The following is a 13226-nucleotide window of genomic DNA, read 5'->3' as shown; positions in this document are numbered from 1 at the left end:
GGTAATAAACTAAATGAATGTGTAATTGTTAATTACTTTTAATCAGCACCAATCTAGAAAATTTTATATTCGCCAAACATATACGTTAAAAAAACAATGAAATACTTTTTTTCAGCTTCTATAGCTTTACTTTTATCAGCAAGTGCGTTTGCCCAAAAGAGTGACGGAACTACAAAATCACTTATTAATGCAGAAAAGGAATTTGCTAAATCGCTTGCCAAAAATGGCGATAAAGCGGCTTTTTTAGAGTACGCACATGGAGACGCGTTGGTTTTTAGACCAAATCCTGTGAATGTAAAAACTTTTTATGGCGCACAGGCCTCGAGCGAGAAAGATATTAGTTGGGAAGCAAATTTTGCCAAAGTGTCGCGCAGTGGCGATTTTGGATTTTCTACAGGCCCATATGAATACGGTAGTACCGATAAAAAATACGGTCAATATTTATCTATTTGGAAAGTAGAAAACGGCAAGTGGAAATTGGTGATTGATTTAGGTACCAATAGCAATAAACCTTTGGCTAAAACAACGCTTAATATTGTGGAGCCAAAAGATCATAAAACTCCTCAATTTAAGAACGAGAAAGAAATTAAAGCCAGTAAAGATATTGTGTCTTTAACCGAAAAAACATTAAATACCTTGTTGAAAACACATGGCGTGTTGGCATTCAATAGTTTTTTAACCAGCGATGCACGTTTACTTTTTCCAGGTAATGAAGCCATCAACGGGAAAGCGAGCATAGTACCGTTCTTAAATGGGATGATTAGCAAAATCAATTTAAAAACAAGCGGCGTGGATATTTCATTAGCCAGTGATTTTGCCTATTCGTATGGCGTTGCTACCATTGATTATAAAGCCGACTTACGCGAAAGCTTTAATTATGTGTTTGTATATGAAAAAGGAGCAGACTCTGCCTGGAATTTAGTAGTACAAGCATTTGTACCTGCAGAAAGATAATTGTAAATAGTAAATCAAAAAGGGGCACTTTGTTAAAAAGATGCCCCTTTTTTGTACGTTTTGGCAAGCAAATTGTTAAGAAAAGGCAATAATTAGTACGATTTTAAACCAAACACATGATTAAAAACATATTGATACTCTTTTTGATGTTGGGGCTCAGTTTGCAAGGAGTAGCACAGAAAAAATCAAAACGAAAGTTTGATGTACAAGGAAAGGCAGGAGCAAGGGGCATTATGCCCGAGAATACCACAGAAGGGATGATTAGAGCCATTGATTTAGGGGTAACCACCATTGAGATGGATGCTGTTATTTCGAAAGATAAGCAAGTGGTTTTATCGCAAGAACCCTACTTTAACCACGAAATTTCACTCCAGCCAAATGGAAAAGAAATTACGCTGAAAGACGAAAAGAAATTCAATATCTACAACATGAATTATGCAGAGATTGAGAAATTTGATGTGGGTAGTAAAGTACACGCGCGCTTTCCCGGTCAGATGAAATTTGAAGCGCATAAGCCCTTGCTAAGCAAAACCATTGATAGCGTAGAAAGCTATGTGAAAAGCAAGAAATTGCCAAAACCAATGTACAGTATCGAAATTAAAACCATTAAAAATGGCGATAATGTGTTTCATCCAGAACCGGCAGAATTTGTAGACTTGGTCATGGCGGTAGTTTTAGAAAAGCGTATCGAAAAACGTGTTATTATTGAAGCCTTCGATATGCGGTCTCTACAATATTTGCATGAAAAGTATCCTAAAATTCAAACTTCGTTGTTAATTGACGAGAAAGAACCTTTTGAAAGTTATATTGAAAAATTAGGGTTTAATCCAACTATTTATAGCCCGTATTCGGTTTTGGTAGGGAAAGGTTTAGTCGATAGATGCCACGAAATGGGCATTAAAATCATTCCTTGGACTGTAAACTCGCCCAAGGAAATAGCGTACTTTATGAGTTTGGGCGTAGACGGTATTTTAACCGATTATCCAAATGTAATGGAACAGCTAAACAAGAAATAAGTTGGCTCAAATGATGAAGACCTATGAGGTTCTTAAAACCAGATAGGTCTAAAATATATATAAAAAACAAAAAGCGTTGAATGGAATCCATTCAACGCTTTTGTTTAAGCCTGCACTGTGTAATTTTTAGTGATGACCTTCAGTACTTTCGTGAGCAGGAGCTTCCGTTTTTTCATGACCTTCTGATGTACCAGCATGATGAGGAAAAATAGGTCTGGTAAAAGCTACACAAAGAATTATAACAATAATCCATACGGTTAGGGGTAATGCCCAAATACCTTTAGTTTCCTGAACGGGTGCGTGTGAATCGTGCGCTGACATGTCTTCTATTTTTGATTTAAAATTTATGCTTTGTAATTGTGTGGTAAAGATAGTAACAATTTTAAATAAAAAGATTAAAATACAGATTTGTATACTTCTGGAACCAATAAAAAAACAAGTTCTTTTGTTCGTGTATTAAAAATCTAGCTAACAACAAATAGTTTGTACAGCAAGAGATTGGATTGAAAATTAAAGCAGCTCTTTAATTATTTTCTCAATAGATAGGCCTTCTGCTTCCGCGCGGTAATTGCGCACAATGCGGTGGCGTAAAATTGGCTCGGCAATAGCTTGAACGTCTTCAATATCTGGTGCGTATTTACCACTGATAGCTGCATGACATTTAGCACCCAAAACTAAAAATTGTGATGCACGCGGACCCGCTCCCCAACTGATGTATTTATTTACCATATCGGTAGCATGCTCGGTGTTAGGGCGTGTTTTTGATGCCAATTTAACTGCATATTCCAACACGTTGTCGGTAACTGGGATCGTGCGGATCAATTTTTGAAAATATTGAATATCTTCTGCGGTAATAATTTTTTGCAGTTCAGTTGTTTGATTGCTGGTAGTATTTTTAACAATGGTTAATTCATCCGCAAAAGCGGGATAATTCAGCTGAATGTTAAACATAAAGCGGTCTAATTGCGCTTCAGGCAGGGGATAGGTTCCTTCCTGTTCAATCGGGTTTTGCGTAGCCAACACAAAGAAAGGCTTGGGTAAAGCATGGGTTTGTCCGGCGGCGGTCACTGCTTTTTCTTGCATGGCTTCTAAAAGTGCAGCTTGGGTTTTAGGCGGAGTACGGTTAATCTCGTCCGCTAAAATAATATTAGAGAAAACAGGGCCTTTGATAAATTTAAAGTGCCTGTCTTCTCCTAAAATCTCAGCGCCAATAATGTCGCTGGGCATTAAATCGGGGGTAAATTGGATTCTGTTAAAATCTAAATCAAGAACCGAAGCAACTGTTTGTACCAATAAGGTTTTGGCTAACCCAGGTACGCCAACCAACAAACAGTGTCCGTTGCTAAAAATGGCGATTAAAACAGATTTAATGATGTCATCTTGTCCAACTACAACTTTGCTAATTTCGGCTTTAATGTTGTTGAAAGATTGGTGAAGCGCATCAACAGCTTCTACTTCGTTCTTATAGTGCATGTATGTTATTTAGATTCAAGTTTCCGTGTCCAAATTTTTAATTCATCGCAGCTTAAAAATTCATCGTCAATTCTAATAAACGTATTTTCACGACGTTTTTCAAACCATTCACTTAAGGTACGATTAATTTTATCACTTTGTGCCGCATCTCTAATTCGAGGCAAATCTTGTTCTAAATTTGCTTTATGTGGCGGGATTTTAGATTTTAAATATAATATTTTGTAGGCTTGTTTTCCATCAGGCGAGTTAAATAAATCAGGTTTAGAAACGCCTCCCACTTTCATGGTGTCGATAACAACAAAAACTGCAGGGTCTAATTTGTCTAATGGAATGAGAGTTGTTCTGGCTTGTACCTCCTCATAATTTAGCATCATACCGCCGTTAAATTTGGTGTCCTTGTTGTCAGAGTATAACGTTGCAGCTGTAGAAAAAGACATTTTTTTATGCTCAATTTTTTCGTAGATACTATCTGCGCGAAGTTTTAAACGGGTCAAACTTTCAGGCGTTGTTTTGGGTATAATTAGAATGTGACGCGCATGTACTTGTTCACCACGGCGCTCGATTACTTGTAAAATGTGGAAACCAAATTCTGTTTCAAAAACTGGCGAAACCTCACCCGCTTTCAATTTAAATGCCCAGGCGGTAAATTCTTTTGCCATGGTATTTCTATCAAAGAAACCTAAATCACCACCATCAGATGCAGAACCTGGATCTTCTGAGTAGGTTCTAGCCAAAGTACCCATGTCTTCTCCGCCCTTAATACGTGTGCGTAAAGCTTCAATTTTTTCGCGGAAGCGTTGCTTTTCTTCACGGGTAAGTTGCGGGTTTAAAACAATTTCACCAACCTCTACTTGCGTGTTAAATTCAGGAACAGTATCGCCTAAAGATTTAAAATATTTTTCAACTTCATACGGTGTAACGTTAATGTTCTCCGTAATTTTTTGTTGCATTTTTTGTGAAATCAAATCGTCTTTGATTTGCGGTCTAATTTCATCTTTATATTGTAGAACCGATTTATTTAAAAATTGCTCTAAGCGGTCTTGTCCGCCAGCACGTTGAATACTGCTACGCATACGTCTATCCACCTCATCATCTACTTGACTCTCTTCAACCATAATGGAATCGAGTTCAGCTTGTTGCTTCAGGAGTTTCTGTGTTAGAATATTTTGTAATATTTTACATTTTATGCTAACATCAGGTGGATTACCTTGATACAGGTATTGGGTATATTGTTGGTTAATATCTGAAAGTAACACAACGTTACTTCCTACTACAGCAGCAACTTTATCGATGGTGTGCTTTTGAGCGAAACTGTTTAAAAACAAGCCCATTAAAGCTGTTGCTACTAAAAAAACTTTCTTCATTCTATATTGTTGTATTTTGCAAATTTACTATTAATGGTTCAATTAACGATGACTCTTTTTATTGTTTTGCAAGCCTTTTCAATTCGTTTTGGTTAATTTTTACCGGGTATTTTTCTTTCAGGCTTTTTAGCCAATTTTCTTCTAAATATTGTTGATAATCTGCCATTACATCTGCTTTCACCTCGTTTAAAGGTTTGTTGTAATGTGCAATATTTTTTTCATAATAATCAACAATGGCCCAATCGTTATTGTTAATCTTATCCCAAATTTTTTGTTCCGAAAGGTTAAACATCAGTACCCCTTCGCGGTATTCATTTAGTAAAAAAGTATATTCTTTTTCGCTATAATTTGGTTTTTTACGGGTTTTTAAAGCGTTTTCGTAGGTTTTAATCTCTTCCTCATAGGCTGTATTTTTGTCCAAGCCCAGTTCGCGAGCTTCTAAAACCTTCAGTTTAAAATTTATGTACAGATTTAAATAGTTTTGTAAACTATCATAGTCTGTAGTTAGGTTTCCGTTATGCCCTTTTTTATATGCCCAGATAAACTCTTTGCTAGTTAAGGTTTTACCATTTATAGCCGCTATATTTTGCGCAAGTGACACGTTACAAATTAAGCTGAAAACAAATACGCAATAGGCCTTTCTCACGCAACAGGGTTATAAATTAATGGATAAAAGTAATAATTAACGTCGCTATTATAAGATATTTAACTAATTTTAACAGATATTATTTTATCGCAAAAGTACAAATGGAAAACCAGCTTATCAACAATGCAAATGCACTACGTTTATTTTTTAACGATGAAGTGTTTGTGGTGGAAGATAAAAGTGTTGAAATGCCTCATTTTAATAATGCAGAGGCCGTTTCAGCCTCCATTGAAAAGATAGAAAGTCCGGTTGTAACAATTCCTGTAGCACCCGAAGCTCCCGTACAGAAAGTAAGTATTACAGAAATTCCAGCAATTCATACTCCACCTGTAAGCGCTAAAACATTTAAATTTTTGGGAGGAAATCAAAAATCGGTGCTCATTTTAGTGAATGATGCGCAAAATCCGGTAAGTTCAGAGCAAGGAAGAGAACTATTGCGTAAGATTGTGAAAGCTGTTGACTTGGCCACCCCCGATTTTGCGGTAGTGAACTATGCCAACTATTCAGGAACCACCTATGCAGAATTGAAATTCTTTTTTAAGCCAAAGATAGTTTTGTCTTTCGGAGTCGATTTTTCTGCCATTAGCTTAAGCCTAACTTGGCAGGGAGATATTCTTTTACACGAGAATGTGAAGCTAATTTTTGCACCTAATTTGCACGATTTAGAACAAAGTCGTGAAGGGAAGGTGGCACTTTGGGCCAATCTTCAGAAGATAAAATAACCTTCATTCTTTTTAAATACCCAATCTTTCATTCATGAAGAAAATTGTTTTTGCCACCAATAACCAACATAAAACAGAAGAGATTCGTTTAGCTCTTACAGGACAATACGAGGTTGTTAACTTGCAAGATATTGGTTGCACAGAAGAGATTCCAGAAACTGAAAATACCTTTGATGGAAATGCAACCTTAAAGAGCCAATATGTCTTTAAAAACTATCAATTAGATTGTTTTGCCGATGATAGCGGATTGGAGGTTGATGCCTTGAACAATGAGCCTGGGGTAGATTCAGCACATTATGCTGGTAGCCGCAATAGCATTGAAAACATGGAACTGGTTTTAACAAAGCTAGCCGGTATCGACAACCGAAAGGCGCGTTTTAGAACTGTGATATCGTTGATGCTCAACGGTGAAAATCATTTGTTTGAAGGTGTGGTAGAAGGTAGTATTCGCAAAAGTATGAGCGGTGTTAAAGGCTTTGGATACGATCCTATATTTCAACCAGATGGGTTTGACATAACCTTCGCAGAAATGGACATGTCCGAAAAAAATAAAATCAGTCATCGGGCAATCGCCTTGAAAAAGATGCTAGCGTTTTTGAAAGCTCAAGGCTAATTTAAAAACAGTAGCTGCCTGATTTTGCGTTCTCTCTGGAAAAAGAATAGCGTTAGTCTCCGCTAGCGTTTGGCAAGAGAATGAAGCCAAACGCGTATACGTCGCTAAAGGAAAGGGCAGTCGCTTTCCTATGTGCTAAAACTATTTTATACTAACTGGTTTCGCCACGCTCTTCACCTCTACATTTTTCTCTGAAGCTGGCTTTGCTGCACCGCTACTTGTTTTCGGAGTAGGTGTTTTGCCCTTCGGTTTAGTAGATGGAGCTGACTTTGCTGCAGATTTTTTAGGTGTTGTTTTTCCTGATGAACCAATAACATCTTTTTTCGCTTTCGGACGCTCCGCTGGTTTCCATGAGAAACCTTTCAGTACGTGATCTTTTGCAACATCAACATCCGGTTGGGTAGCGGTCTCTGCTTTATTAATCAGTGTAATTTCTTGCACTTCATTGTCTTTAAAGATGAATTTAATTCTGCTGCTAATGCTTTGATTCATGTCTTTATAGACCTTGGTTTTTTCATCTTGTGTGTAATAAATACTTTCTGCATTACCGTCTACATACAGGTTTTTCACTTTTCCATCTTCAAAGAAGCCAGTTATCAATCGGCCTTTTATTTGGTTGAAACGCAAAGAATCTTTAGGTGTGTTTACCACAAAAGCATTTCGGATGGCTTGAAAATTATTGATTTTGCTCTGTTTAAATTGAATGTACATGGTATCAGCTACTTGCTGTGAGCCATCAGACCAGATAATGGGATTGCCATAGCAGCGTAAAGTTGAATCAGCACTGGTATAGAAAATACTATCGGTTTTAGACTGAATGTTCGTTTTAAAGAGTTTGGCATTATGGTATGCTTTAATGCTCCGCGTTTGAACAGTGTCTGCTGGATTAAACTTTGTTGTATCAGGTTTTAAACCAATGTTTTTGATGTTTTTTGCAGCCGGATTAACTACGCCTTTAGCGGGCTTAGCAGGGGCTTTTACTGGTGTGCCAGAGGGGTTAATTGCCGTCTTTTTGTTTTGCGATTGGGTAGTTGCAGTTTGCTTTTGTATACTATCTTTTTTATTATCTAGAGTCGATTTGGCGACGCTATCCAATGTGTTTTGTAGACTGTCGTTTTTTGTGTTAATCTTCTGTTTTGATAACGAATCGAGTGCTACGGAATCTGTTTTTTCTGTTAAATCAGGTGACAAGGAAGCTGTTTTAACGTCCTTTTGTTCAGTTGGGTTAGCGTTTTTGTTTTTTGCTTTTTTATTATTGCCCGATTTGGTATTGGCAACGATTTCTGTTTCACCTTTATATTTTGGCTCTTTGCTTCCGGTATCCTCATCTTCGCCAATTTCGTTATCCGCCTGAATGGATATCTTAGGAATGAGTTTCAGACTTTTTTGTAACACCATTTGCGCCTCCAACGTGTCGGCGCCAAGCCACAAGGTATCGGACATTTTTTTGCCGTTTTTGATAATCGAATCTTGGGTGCCAACTGACATATAGGCCCCCCGTGTAACCAAGGTTCGTTGATCTTTTTTATAGTAGTAGCCTAAGTTTCCTCTAATTTTAATGTTATCTTTCGTGTCGGTAAAAACAATGTTCCGAACGGCTTCACCAATGCCGGTACTGCCGTCATAATGCAAGCTATCTCCCTTTAATGAACGGGTGCCTTGTGTGTATAAATTTCTCTTTCCAAAATAGGCGTTTTCGGTTTTGGTATTGTATCTACCATTTTCAGTATACATGTTATCATCTTTTCCCTTGATGTTGGTTGGGCCATAAAAATAGGTCCAAAAATCCCCGGTATTATACCGGAGTGTATCTGATTTAATGGTTGCCTGAGGAGTAACCGCCAAAACATTGTATCGGAAATACGAATCGTTTGTATAGCTTTCGTATTTCCCATTTTTACTGGTTAACGTTACGGATTGATTCACAATTTTTCCGCCATTGGTATAGGTTCCAATTTTGGTATTGGTGTTGTAATCAAGTATATTAGTTGTTAAAACCATAGTAGGGTCTTGCATGCGTACATTACCGGTAAAATGTGCATGTTTTTTATGGCCGTCATATTGCAGTTCATCCGAGTAGATATCGGTTGTTAACTGGTTGATATGTACGTTTTTGTGCATTTCTACAGAATTTTTCTTGGTGTAGAAAATGGCACTATCGCAGGTAAGGGTTGCATTATCTTGTTGGAACACGCCATTGAGGATATATGAAATGTTGTTTTTTATATCTCCGCGCATTTGACCGCTGATAAGTTTAATTAGAGAACCTTTTTGCCCGAATAAAAAAACAGGGCTAAACAGTAGAAGTAAACAAATAATTATTTTTTGCACAATACAAAGTTAGTTTTTTGTTCCGAACGTTCGGAATACCAGTTAAAAATAAATATTTTTGAAGCATGTTACCCGTACAGCCGTTCAAAAATTTTCTCGCATTAGAAGCGCTTCTTCAGTCAGGAGATCGTATACTTTTGGCCGTAAGTGGTGGGAAAGATTCGGTGTTGATGGTATATTTATTTCAGGCCGTAGGTATTGACTTTGGAATAGCTCATTGCAACTTTCAATTAAGAGCAGATGAGTCGCAGCGCGACGAAAATTTTGTACGTACATTGGCGCATTCCTTCGGTATTCCATTTTATGTAACGCATTTTGATACAAAAAAATATGCGGCTGAAAATAAAATTTCTACTCAGATGGCAGCGCGCGAATTGCGTTACCAATGGTTTGAAGAAATACGGGCCAGCAAAGGATACGAGTACATTGCGCTGGCACAGCACCAAAACGATGCCCTGGAAACAGTGTTAATTAATTTGACACGGGGAACAGGAATTAGTGGTTTGCACGGTATTTTACCTAAACGGGATAAATTGATTCGGCCTTTGTTGTTTTTAACCCGAAAGGAGATAAACGAAGTAGTAGAACAAAATAACCTCGCTTTTGTAGAAGATAGCTCCAATTTAAGTAGTGATTATGTTCGGAATAAAATTCGTTTAGAGGTAGTGCCGCATTTGCAAGAGATTAATCCGAATTTGGAGCGAACTTTTGCCGAAAACAGTGCGCGTTTTTCAGAAATAGAACATTTTTTGGAAAGTGCAGTCAATAAGATTGCTAATAAAATAGTTTCGGTACGAAAGGATGGTATTTACATTCCACTTGCGGAAATTGATAAACTGAATCCACAGAAATTGCTGCTTTTTGAATTGCTGAAGCCTTACGGTTTTGTGTCGTCGGTGGTAAATGAAATTTTGCAGTCGGGGCAAAAGCAAAGCGGAAAACATTTTTATAGTGAAAAATATGAGGCGATTATTAATCGGACAGATCTGATTCTGGTTGCACGAGATACGAAAGAGCTGATGAATCAATATATTCACAGCGATACAGAGGTTATTTCTTTTGGTGATTATCGCTTTGAAATGGAGCAGTCTGCAAGCCTTAATTTTGAAAGAACCCCCAACAAGGCCTTCCTGAATGCCCATGAATTGATTTTTCCCTTGGTTTTGCGCCATTGGCAAAATGGAGATAAATTTATCCCATTGGGGATGAAAGGGTTTAAGAAGCTAAGCGATTTTTTTATTGATGAAAAATTGCCCTTACATTTGAAAACAACCATACCGATTTTGGTAAACGGAAATGGTGAGGTGGTTTGGGTTGCAGGAATGCGACAAGATGATCGGTACAAAGTAACACCTGGAATAAAAAAAGTTTATATATTAGAAATAAGAAATCAAGAATTTGGAAAGTAAATACGTTTATATAGAAAGGCAATATCTGGGAAGAGATTACGTGCGCATATTTATTCGCTTAATTATGGCTGCCTTCTGCTTTGCAGCGTATGTGTACGAGCGTGACCGCGATAATACCCAAGATTTATTTTTAGTAGTGGGTTTTGGTATCATTGGGGTTTCCATGTTGTTACTTTTTTTAATTCAATATAAAATTACAGTAGACAACGGAAGTGTTATTTTAGACGGTTTATGGACTACCAAGCGTGTTAAAATAGATTTAAACAGCATTGTGGATGTTCGTAAAGATACGTATAGCCGCTATTATTTTAATAATCCGGTTTATAATTTACACTCGAAAGGAACCATCCGCTTTTATTCGTCGGGGAAAGATGCCGTGGTGCTGACCGACCGCGATGGATTGGAGTATTTTATTGGAACGCAACGACCAAATGAACTGTTTCTAGTGGTGAAAGAAGAAATGAGGAATCTTAAAGTGTAGAGGGATTTCTACATGACATATGTCAAGAGGCTTTGAATGTATATTTAAAGCCTTTTTTCATTTAGGCATTTTTGTTGGTTACGTTTTGGTATTGCTTGAAGTTTCTTTGGGCGAACTCCAAAATGAAATCAACACATGAAACCAGATACTATCAACCTAGGAGATCATAGTTTAGAGTTAGAGCATGAATTGCTTTGGTTAACCACTATTTTTAATGATTTGCATAGGCAGTTTGGAAATGCACTATCGGAAGAAAGTTACAAGCGCGTTTTAAAAAATGCCTTACTGGATTCAGGTATTTCTATCGATGAATCAAGAGAGTTTTACGTTAATTTTAATGGTTTTGTGTTACAACATACCTTTTTTGCTGATTTTGTGTTAGGCAATAAGATCATTTTAGAGGTACGATCGAGCATTCGAAAATTTAGCCTTTCGGATATTTTTAGTCAGTTGATTGTTGAAAAACCTATGTTAGCCATATTGGTTAATTTTTATGGAGAGGAGCTGACCATGGAGCAAACAGTTTTAGTTCCGTACGCTTTGTCTAAGGATGCGAAAAAGGTAGCAGAGAAGAACCCCTGAAACCCGGTTGAAACGGATACCGGCTCGCGCGGAATGCCTTGCAGGCGTATGAGTGAAAGACGGGGCTGCCTTGAATAGAAGGAAAAGCCCGAAGTTTGCTAAATAATAAAATACACCCACCAGTTTTTGTAGTTTTTATTGCAATTTGCTTACAGTAAATTTAATTAAAATTGGGCTACATTTGTATAACAACAATACAGATATACATGAAGATAGGAATTGTTTGCTACCCAACCTTTGGAGGAAGTGGTGTAGTTGCAACCGAGCTTGGTAAGGCTTTGGCAAATGAAGGTCACCAAGTTCATTTTATAACGTATAGCCAGCCTGCACGGCTTGATTTTTTTTCTGAGAATTTATTTTATCATGAGGTATCGGTTCGAGATTATCCATTGTTCGACTACGCACCGTATGAATCGGCCTTGGCCAGCAAATTGGTAGATGTAGTGCGTTTCGAAAAATTAGATGTGTTGCACGTTCACTATGCCATTCCACATGCTTCGGCAGCTTTTATGGCGAAACAAATTTTAGCAACCTATGGCATACACATTCCGGTTGTAACTACTTTGCACGGTACGGATATTACCTTGGTGGGGAAAGACCCTACATATAAACCCGTAGTTACTTTTTCGATTAATCAGAGCGATGGTGTAACAACTGTTTCGCAAGATTTGAAAGATGATACCTATAACCATTTCGAAATAACAAAGGATATACAGGTAATTCCGAATTTTATCGATTTTAATCGATTCAGTTTACAGGCAAAAGACCACTTTAAAAAGGCCATTGCGCCGAATAACGAACGTATTTTGGTGCATACCAGTAACTTTAGAAAGGTGAAGCGTACAAGCGATGTGATTCGTGTTTTTGAGAAAGTGCAAGCAGTTATTCCTTCTAAATTGTTGATGGTGGGCGATGGTCCTGAGCGCGTATACGAGGAGCAATTGTGTCGTAGCTTGGGCATTTGCGAAAATGTACGTTTCTTGGGTAAGCAAGATGCTGTTGAAGAGATTTTATCGGTTTCGGATTTGTTTTTGATTCCTTCTGAATCTGAAAGTTTTGGCTTAGCAGCGCTGGAAGCAATGGCTTGTAAAGTGCCTGTTATTTCTTCTAATGCGGGTGGTTTGCCAGAACTGAATGTGCATGGTTTCTGTGGGTTTTTGGATAATGTTGGTGATATTGATAGCATGGCCGCTCATGCAATAGAGATTTTAAAAGACGACCTTGTTTTAAAACAATTTAAAGAGAACGCCTATACGCGTGCGCAAGATTTTGATTTAAAAAAGATACTCCCTTTATACATTGCTTATTATGAGCAAGTGATAGCGCGAACACCAAAAGTAGCGTGTTAATGTGTTAGCTAAAGGATTACCGGAAATTAAATTCTGAGCAGACGAGAGTACATACAAAAGCCATTCGGAAAACCCGGATGGCTTTTGTATGTAAGGGTGTTTAGACCTATGGTAAAGGTGGTGCAGGTTTGTTTTTGTAATATAATCGTTTATATTTAAACGTAATAAATCGCTTTTTGCGCGTTGTAAGCGGCTTTTCTGTTAACTGGAGGGCAGTCAAACGTTTGCTTTTGTTAAGCAGTTTTACGCATTTTTTGGTTTGATTTTAACTGATTTTTTGCTGCTT

The 13226-nt window shown here is 37.6% G+C and carries 13 protein-coding genes; 8 read left to right on the top strand and 5 right to left on the bottom strand.

The genetic code is table 11. The features are described 5' to 3' along the window. Positions 1–96 precede the first annotated feature (96 nt). Both ACJVDK_RS10215 and ACJVDK_RS10210 read left to right on the top strand, forming a co-directional pair. Entirely contained in the window at positions 97–954 is an 858-nt protein-coding gene (locus tag ACJVDK_RS10215) for a nuclear transport factor 2 family protein (RefSeq protein WP_443936562.1), read from the top strand. Between the two features lie 116 nt (positions 955–1070). Then, positions 1071–1970 (top strand): glycerophosphodiester phosphodiesterase family protein, encoded by a 900-nt coding sequence (locus ACJVDK_RS10210; protein WP_443936561.1) that lies wholly within the window; start codon positions 1071–1073, stop codon positions 1968–1970. A 126-nt stretch (positions 1971–2096) separates the two neighbouring features. Here ACJVDK_RS10210 and ACJVDK_RS10205 read toward each other — a convergent pair whose 3' ends face one another. The 4 genes from ACJVDK_RS10205 to ACJVDK_RS10190 all read right to left on the bottom strand — a co-directional run bounded on the left by ACJVDK_RS10205 (position 2097) and on the right by ACJVDK_RS10190 (position 5408). Then, positions 2097–2291 carry a hypothetical protein gene (locus ACJVDK_RS10205; RefSeq protein ID WP_443936560.1) on the bottom strand — a complete coding sequence of 65 codons (195 nt, stop codon included), beginning with the start codon at positions 2289–2291 and terminating at the stop codon, positions 2097–2099. 189 nt (positions 2292–2480) lie between these two features. Further along, positions 2481–3443, bottom strand: a complete 963-nt coding sequence (locus ACJVDK_RS10200; RefSeq protein ID WP_443936559.1) for an AAA family ATPase — start codon at positions 3441–3443, stop codon at positions 2481–2483. 5 nt (positions 3444–3448) lie between these two features. Further along, positions 3449–4807 (bottom strand): foldase protein PrsA, encoded by a 1359-nt coding sequence (locus ACJVDK_RS10195; RefSeq protein WP_443936558.1) that lies wholly within the window; start codon positions 4805–4807, stop codon positions 3449–3451. Between the two features lie 58 nt (positions 4808–4865). Next, positions 4866–5408, bottom strand: a complete 543-nt coding sequence (locus tag ACJVDK_RS10190; RefSeq protein ID WP_443936557.1) for a hypothetical protein — start codon at positions 5406–5408, stop codon at positions 4866–4868. A 146-nt stretch (positions 5409–5554) separates the two neighbouring features. On the opposite strand from ACJVDK_RS10190, the gene ACJVDK_RS10185 reads away from it, so the two are divergent. Next, positions 5555–6175, top strand: coding sequence for a hypothetical protein (locus ACJVDK_RS10185; RefSeq protein ID WP_443936556.1), 621 nt, complete (start codon positions 5555–5557; stop codon positions 6173–6175). A 34-nt stretch (positions 6176–6209) separates the two neighbouring features. Further along, positions 6210–6788: an RdgB/HAM1 family non-canonical purine NTP pyrophosphatase gene (rdgB, locus tag ACJVDK_RS10180; protein WP_443936555.1), complete on the top strand. Its 579-nt coding sequence runs from the start codon at positions 6210–6212 to the stop codon at positions 6786–6788. Between the two features lie 141 nt (positions 6789–6929). On the opposite strand, the gene ACJVDK_RS10175 is transcribed toward rdgB, so the two are convergent. After that, positions 6930–9026: an OstA-like protein gene (locus ACJVDK_RS10175; RefSeq protein WP_443936554.1), complete on the bottom strand. Its 2097-nt coding sequence runs from the start codon at positions 9024–9026 to the stop codon at positions 6930–6932. 158 nt (positions 9027–9184) lie between these two features. Here ACJVDK_RS10175 and tilS point away from each other — a divergent pair, with 158 nt between their 5' ends. The 4 genes from tilS (at position 9185) to bshA (ending at position 12940) form a co-directional block, all read left to right on the top strand. Beyond that, a complete protein-coding gene (gene tilS, locus ACJVDK_RS10170; RefSeq protein WP_443936553.1) occupies positions 9185–10528 on the top strand; it encodes a tRNA lysidine(34) synthetase TilS in 1344 nt (447 codons plus the stop codon). Next, positions 10518–11009, top strand: coding sequence for a hypothetical protein (locus ACJVDK_RS10165; RefSeq protein WP_443936552.1), 492 nt, complete (start codon positions 10518–10520; stop codon positions 11007–11009). Before tilS ends, ACJVDK_RS10165 begins: the two co-directional genes overlap by 11 nt. A 135-nt stretch (positions 11010–11144) precedes the next feature. Then, a complete protein-coding gene (locus tag ACJVDK_RS10160) occupies positions 11145–11591 on the top strand; it encodes a GxxExxY protein (protein WP_443936551.1) in 447 nt (148 codons plus the stop codon). A 206-nt stretch (positions 11592–11797) separates the two neighbouring features. After that, on the top strand, positions 11798–12940 hold the full coding sequence (gene bshA / locus ACJVDK_RS10155; protein WP_443936550.1) for an N-acetyl-alpha-D-glucosaminyl L-malate synthase BshA: 1143 nt from the start codon (positions 11798–11800) through the stop codon (positions 12938–12940). Positions 12941–13226 lie beyond the last annotated feature (286 nt).

The sequence above is a fragment of the Pedobacter paludisoli genome, from assembly GCF_052344095.1.
In the GTDB taxonomy this organism is placed as follows: domain Bacteria; phylum Bacteroidota; class Bacteroidia; order Sphingobacteriales; family Sphingobacteriaceae; genus Pedobacter.
Note: the sequence above shows the minus strand (reverse complement) of the source record. Positions and strands in the feature narration are given on the sequence as shown.

Coding starts and splice junctions, on each gene's coding strand:
- ACJVDK_RS10215 (WP_443936562.1), top strand. CDS start 97: ATGAAATACTTTTTTTCAGCTTCTATAGCTTTACTTTTATCAGCAAGT.
- ACJVDK_RS10210 (WP_443936561.1), top strand. CDS start 1,071: ATGATTAAAAACATATTGATACTCTTTTTGATGTTGGGGCTCAGTTTG.
- ACJVDK_RS10205 (WP_443936560.1), bottom strand. CDS start 2,291: ATGTCAGCGCACGATTCACACGCACCCGTTCAGGAAACTAAAGGTATT.
- ACJVDK_RS10200 (WP_443936559.1), bottom strand. CDS start 3,443: ATGCACTATAAGAACGAAGTAGAAGCTGTTGATGCGCTTCACCAATCT.
- ACJVDK_RS10195 (WP_443936558.1), bottom strand. CDS start 4,807: ATGAAGAAAGTTTTTTTAGTAGCAACAGCTTTAATGGGCTTGTTTTTA.
- ACJVDK_RS10185 (WP_443936556.1), top strand. CDS start 5,555: ATGGAAAACCAGCTTATCAACAATGCAAATGCACTACGTTTATTTTTT.
- rdgB (WP_443936555.1), top strand. CDS start 6,210: ATGAAGAAAATTGTTTTTGCCACCAATAACCAACATAAAACAGAAGAG.
- ACJVDK_RS10175 (WP_443936554.1), bottom strand. CDS start 9,026: ATGCGCGGAGATATAAAAAACAACATTTCATATATCCTCAATGGCGTG.
- tilS (WP_443936553.1), top strand. CDS start 9,185: ATGTTACCCGTACAGCCGTTCAAAAATTTTCTCGCATTAGAAGCGCTT.
- ACJVDK_RS10160 (WP_443936551.1), top strand. CDS start 11,145: ATGAAACCAGATACTATCAACCTAGGAGATCATAGTTTAGAGTTAGAG.
- bshA (WP_443936550.1), top strand. CDS start 11,798: ATGAAGATAGGAATTGTTTGCTACCCAACCTTTGGAGGAAGTGGTGTA.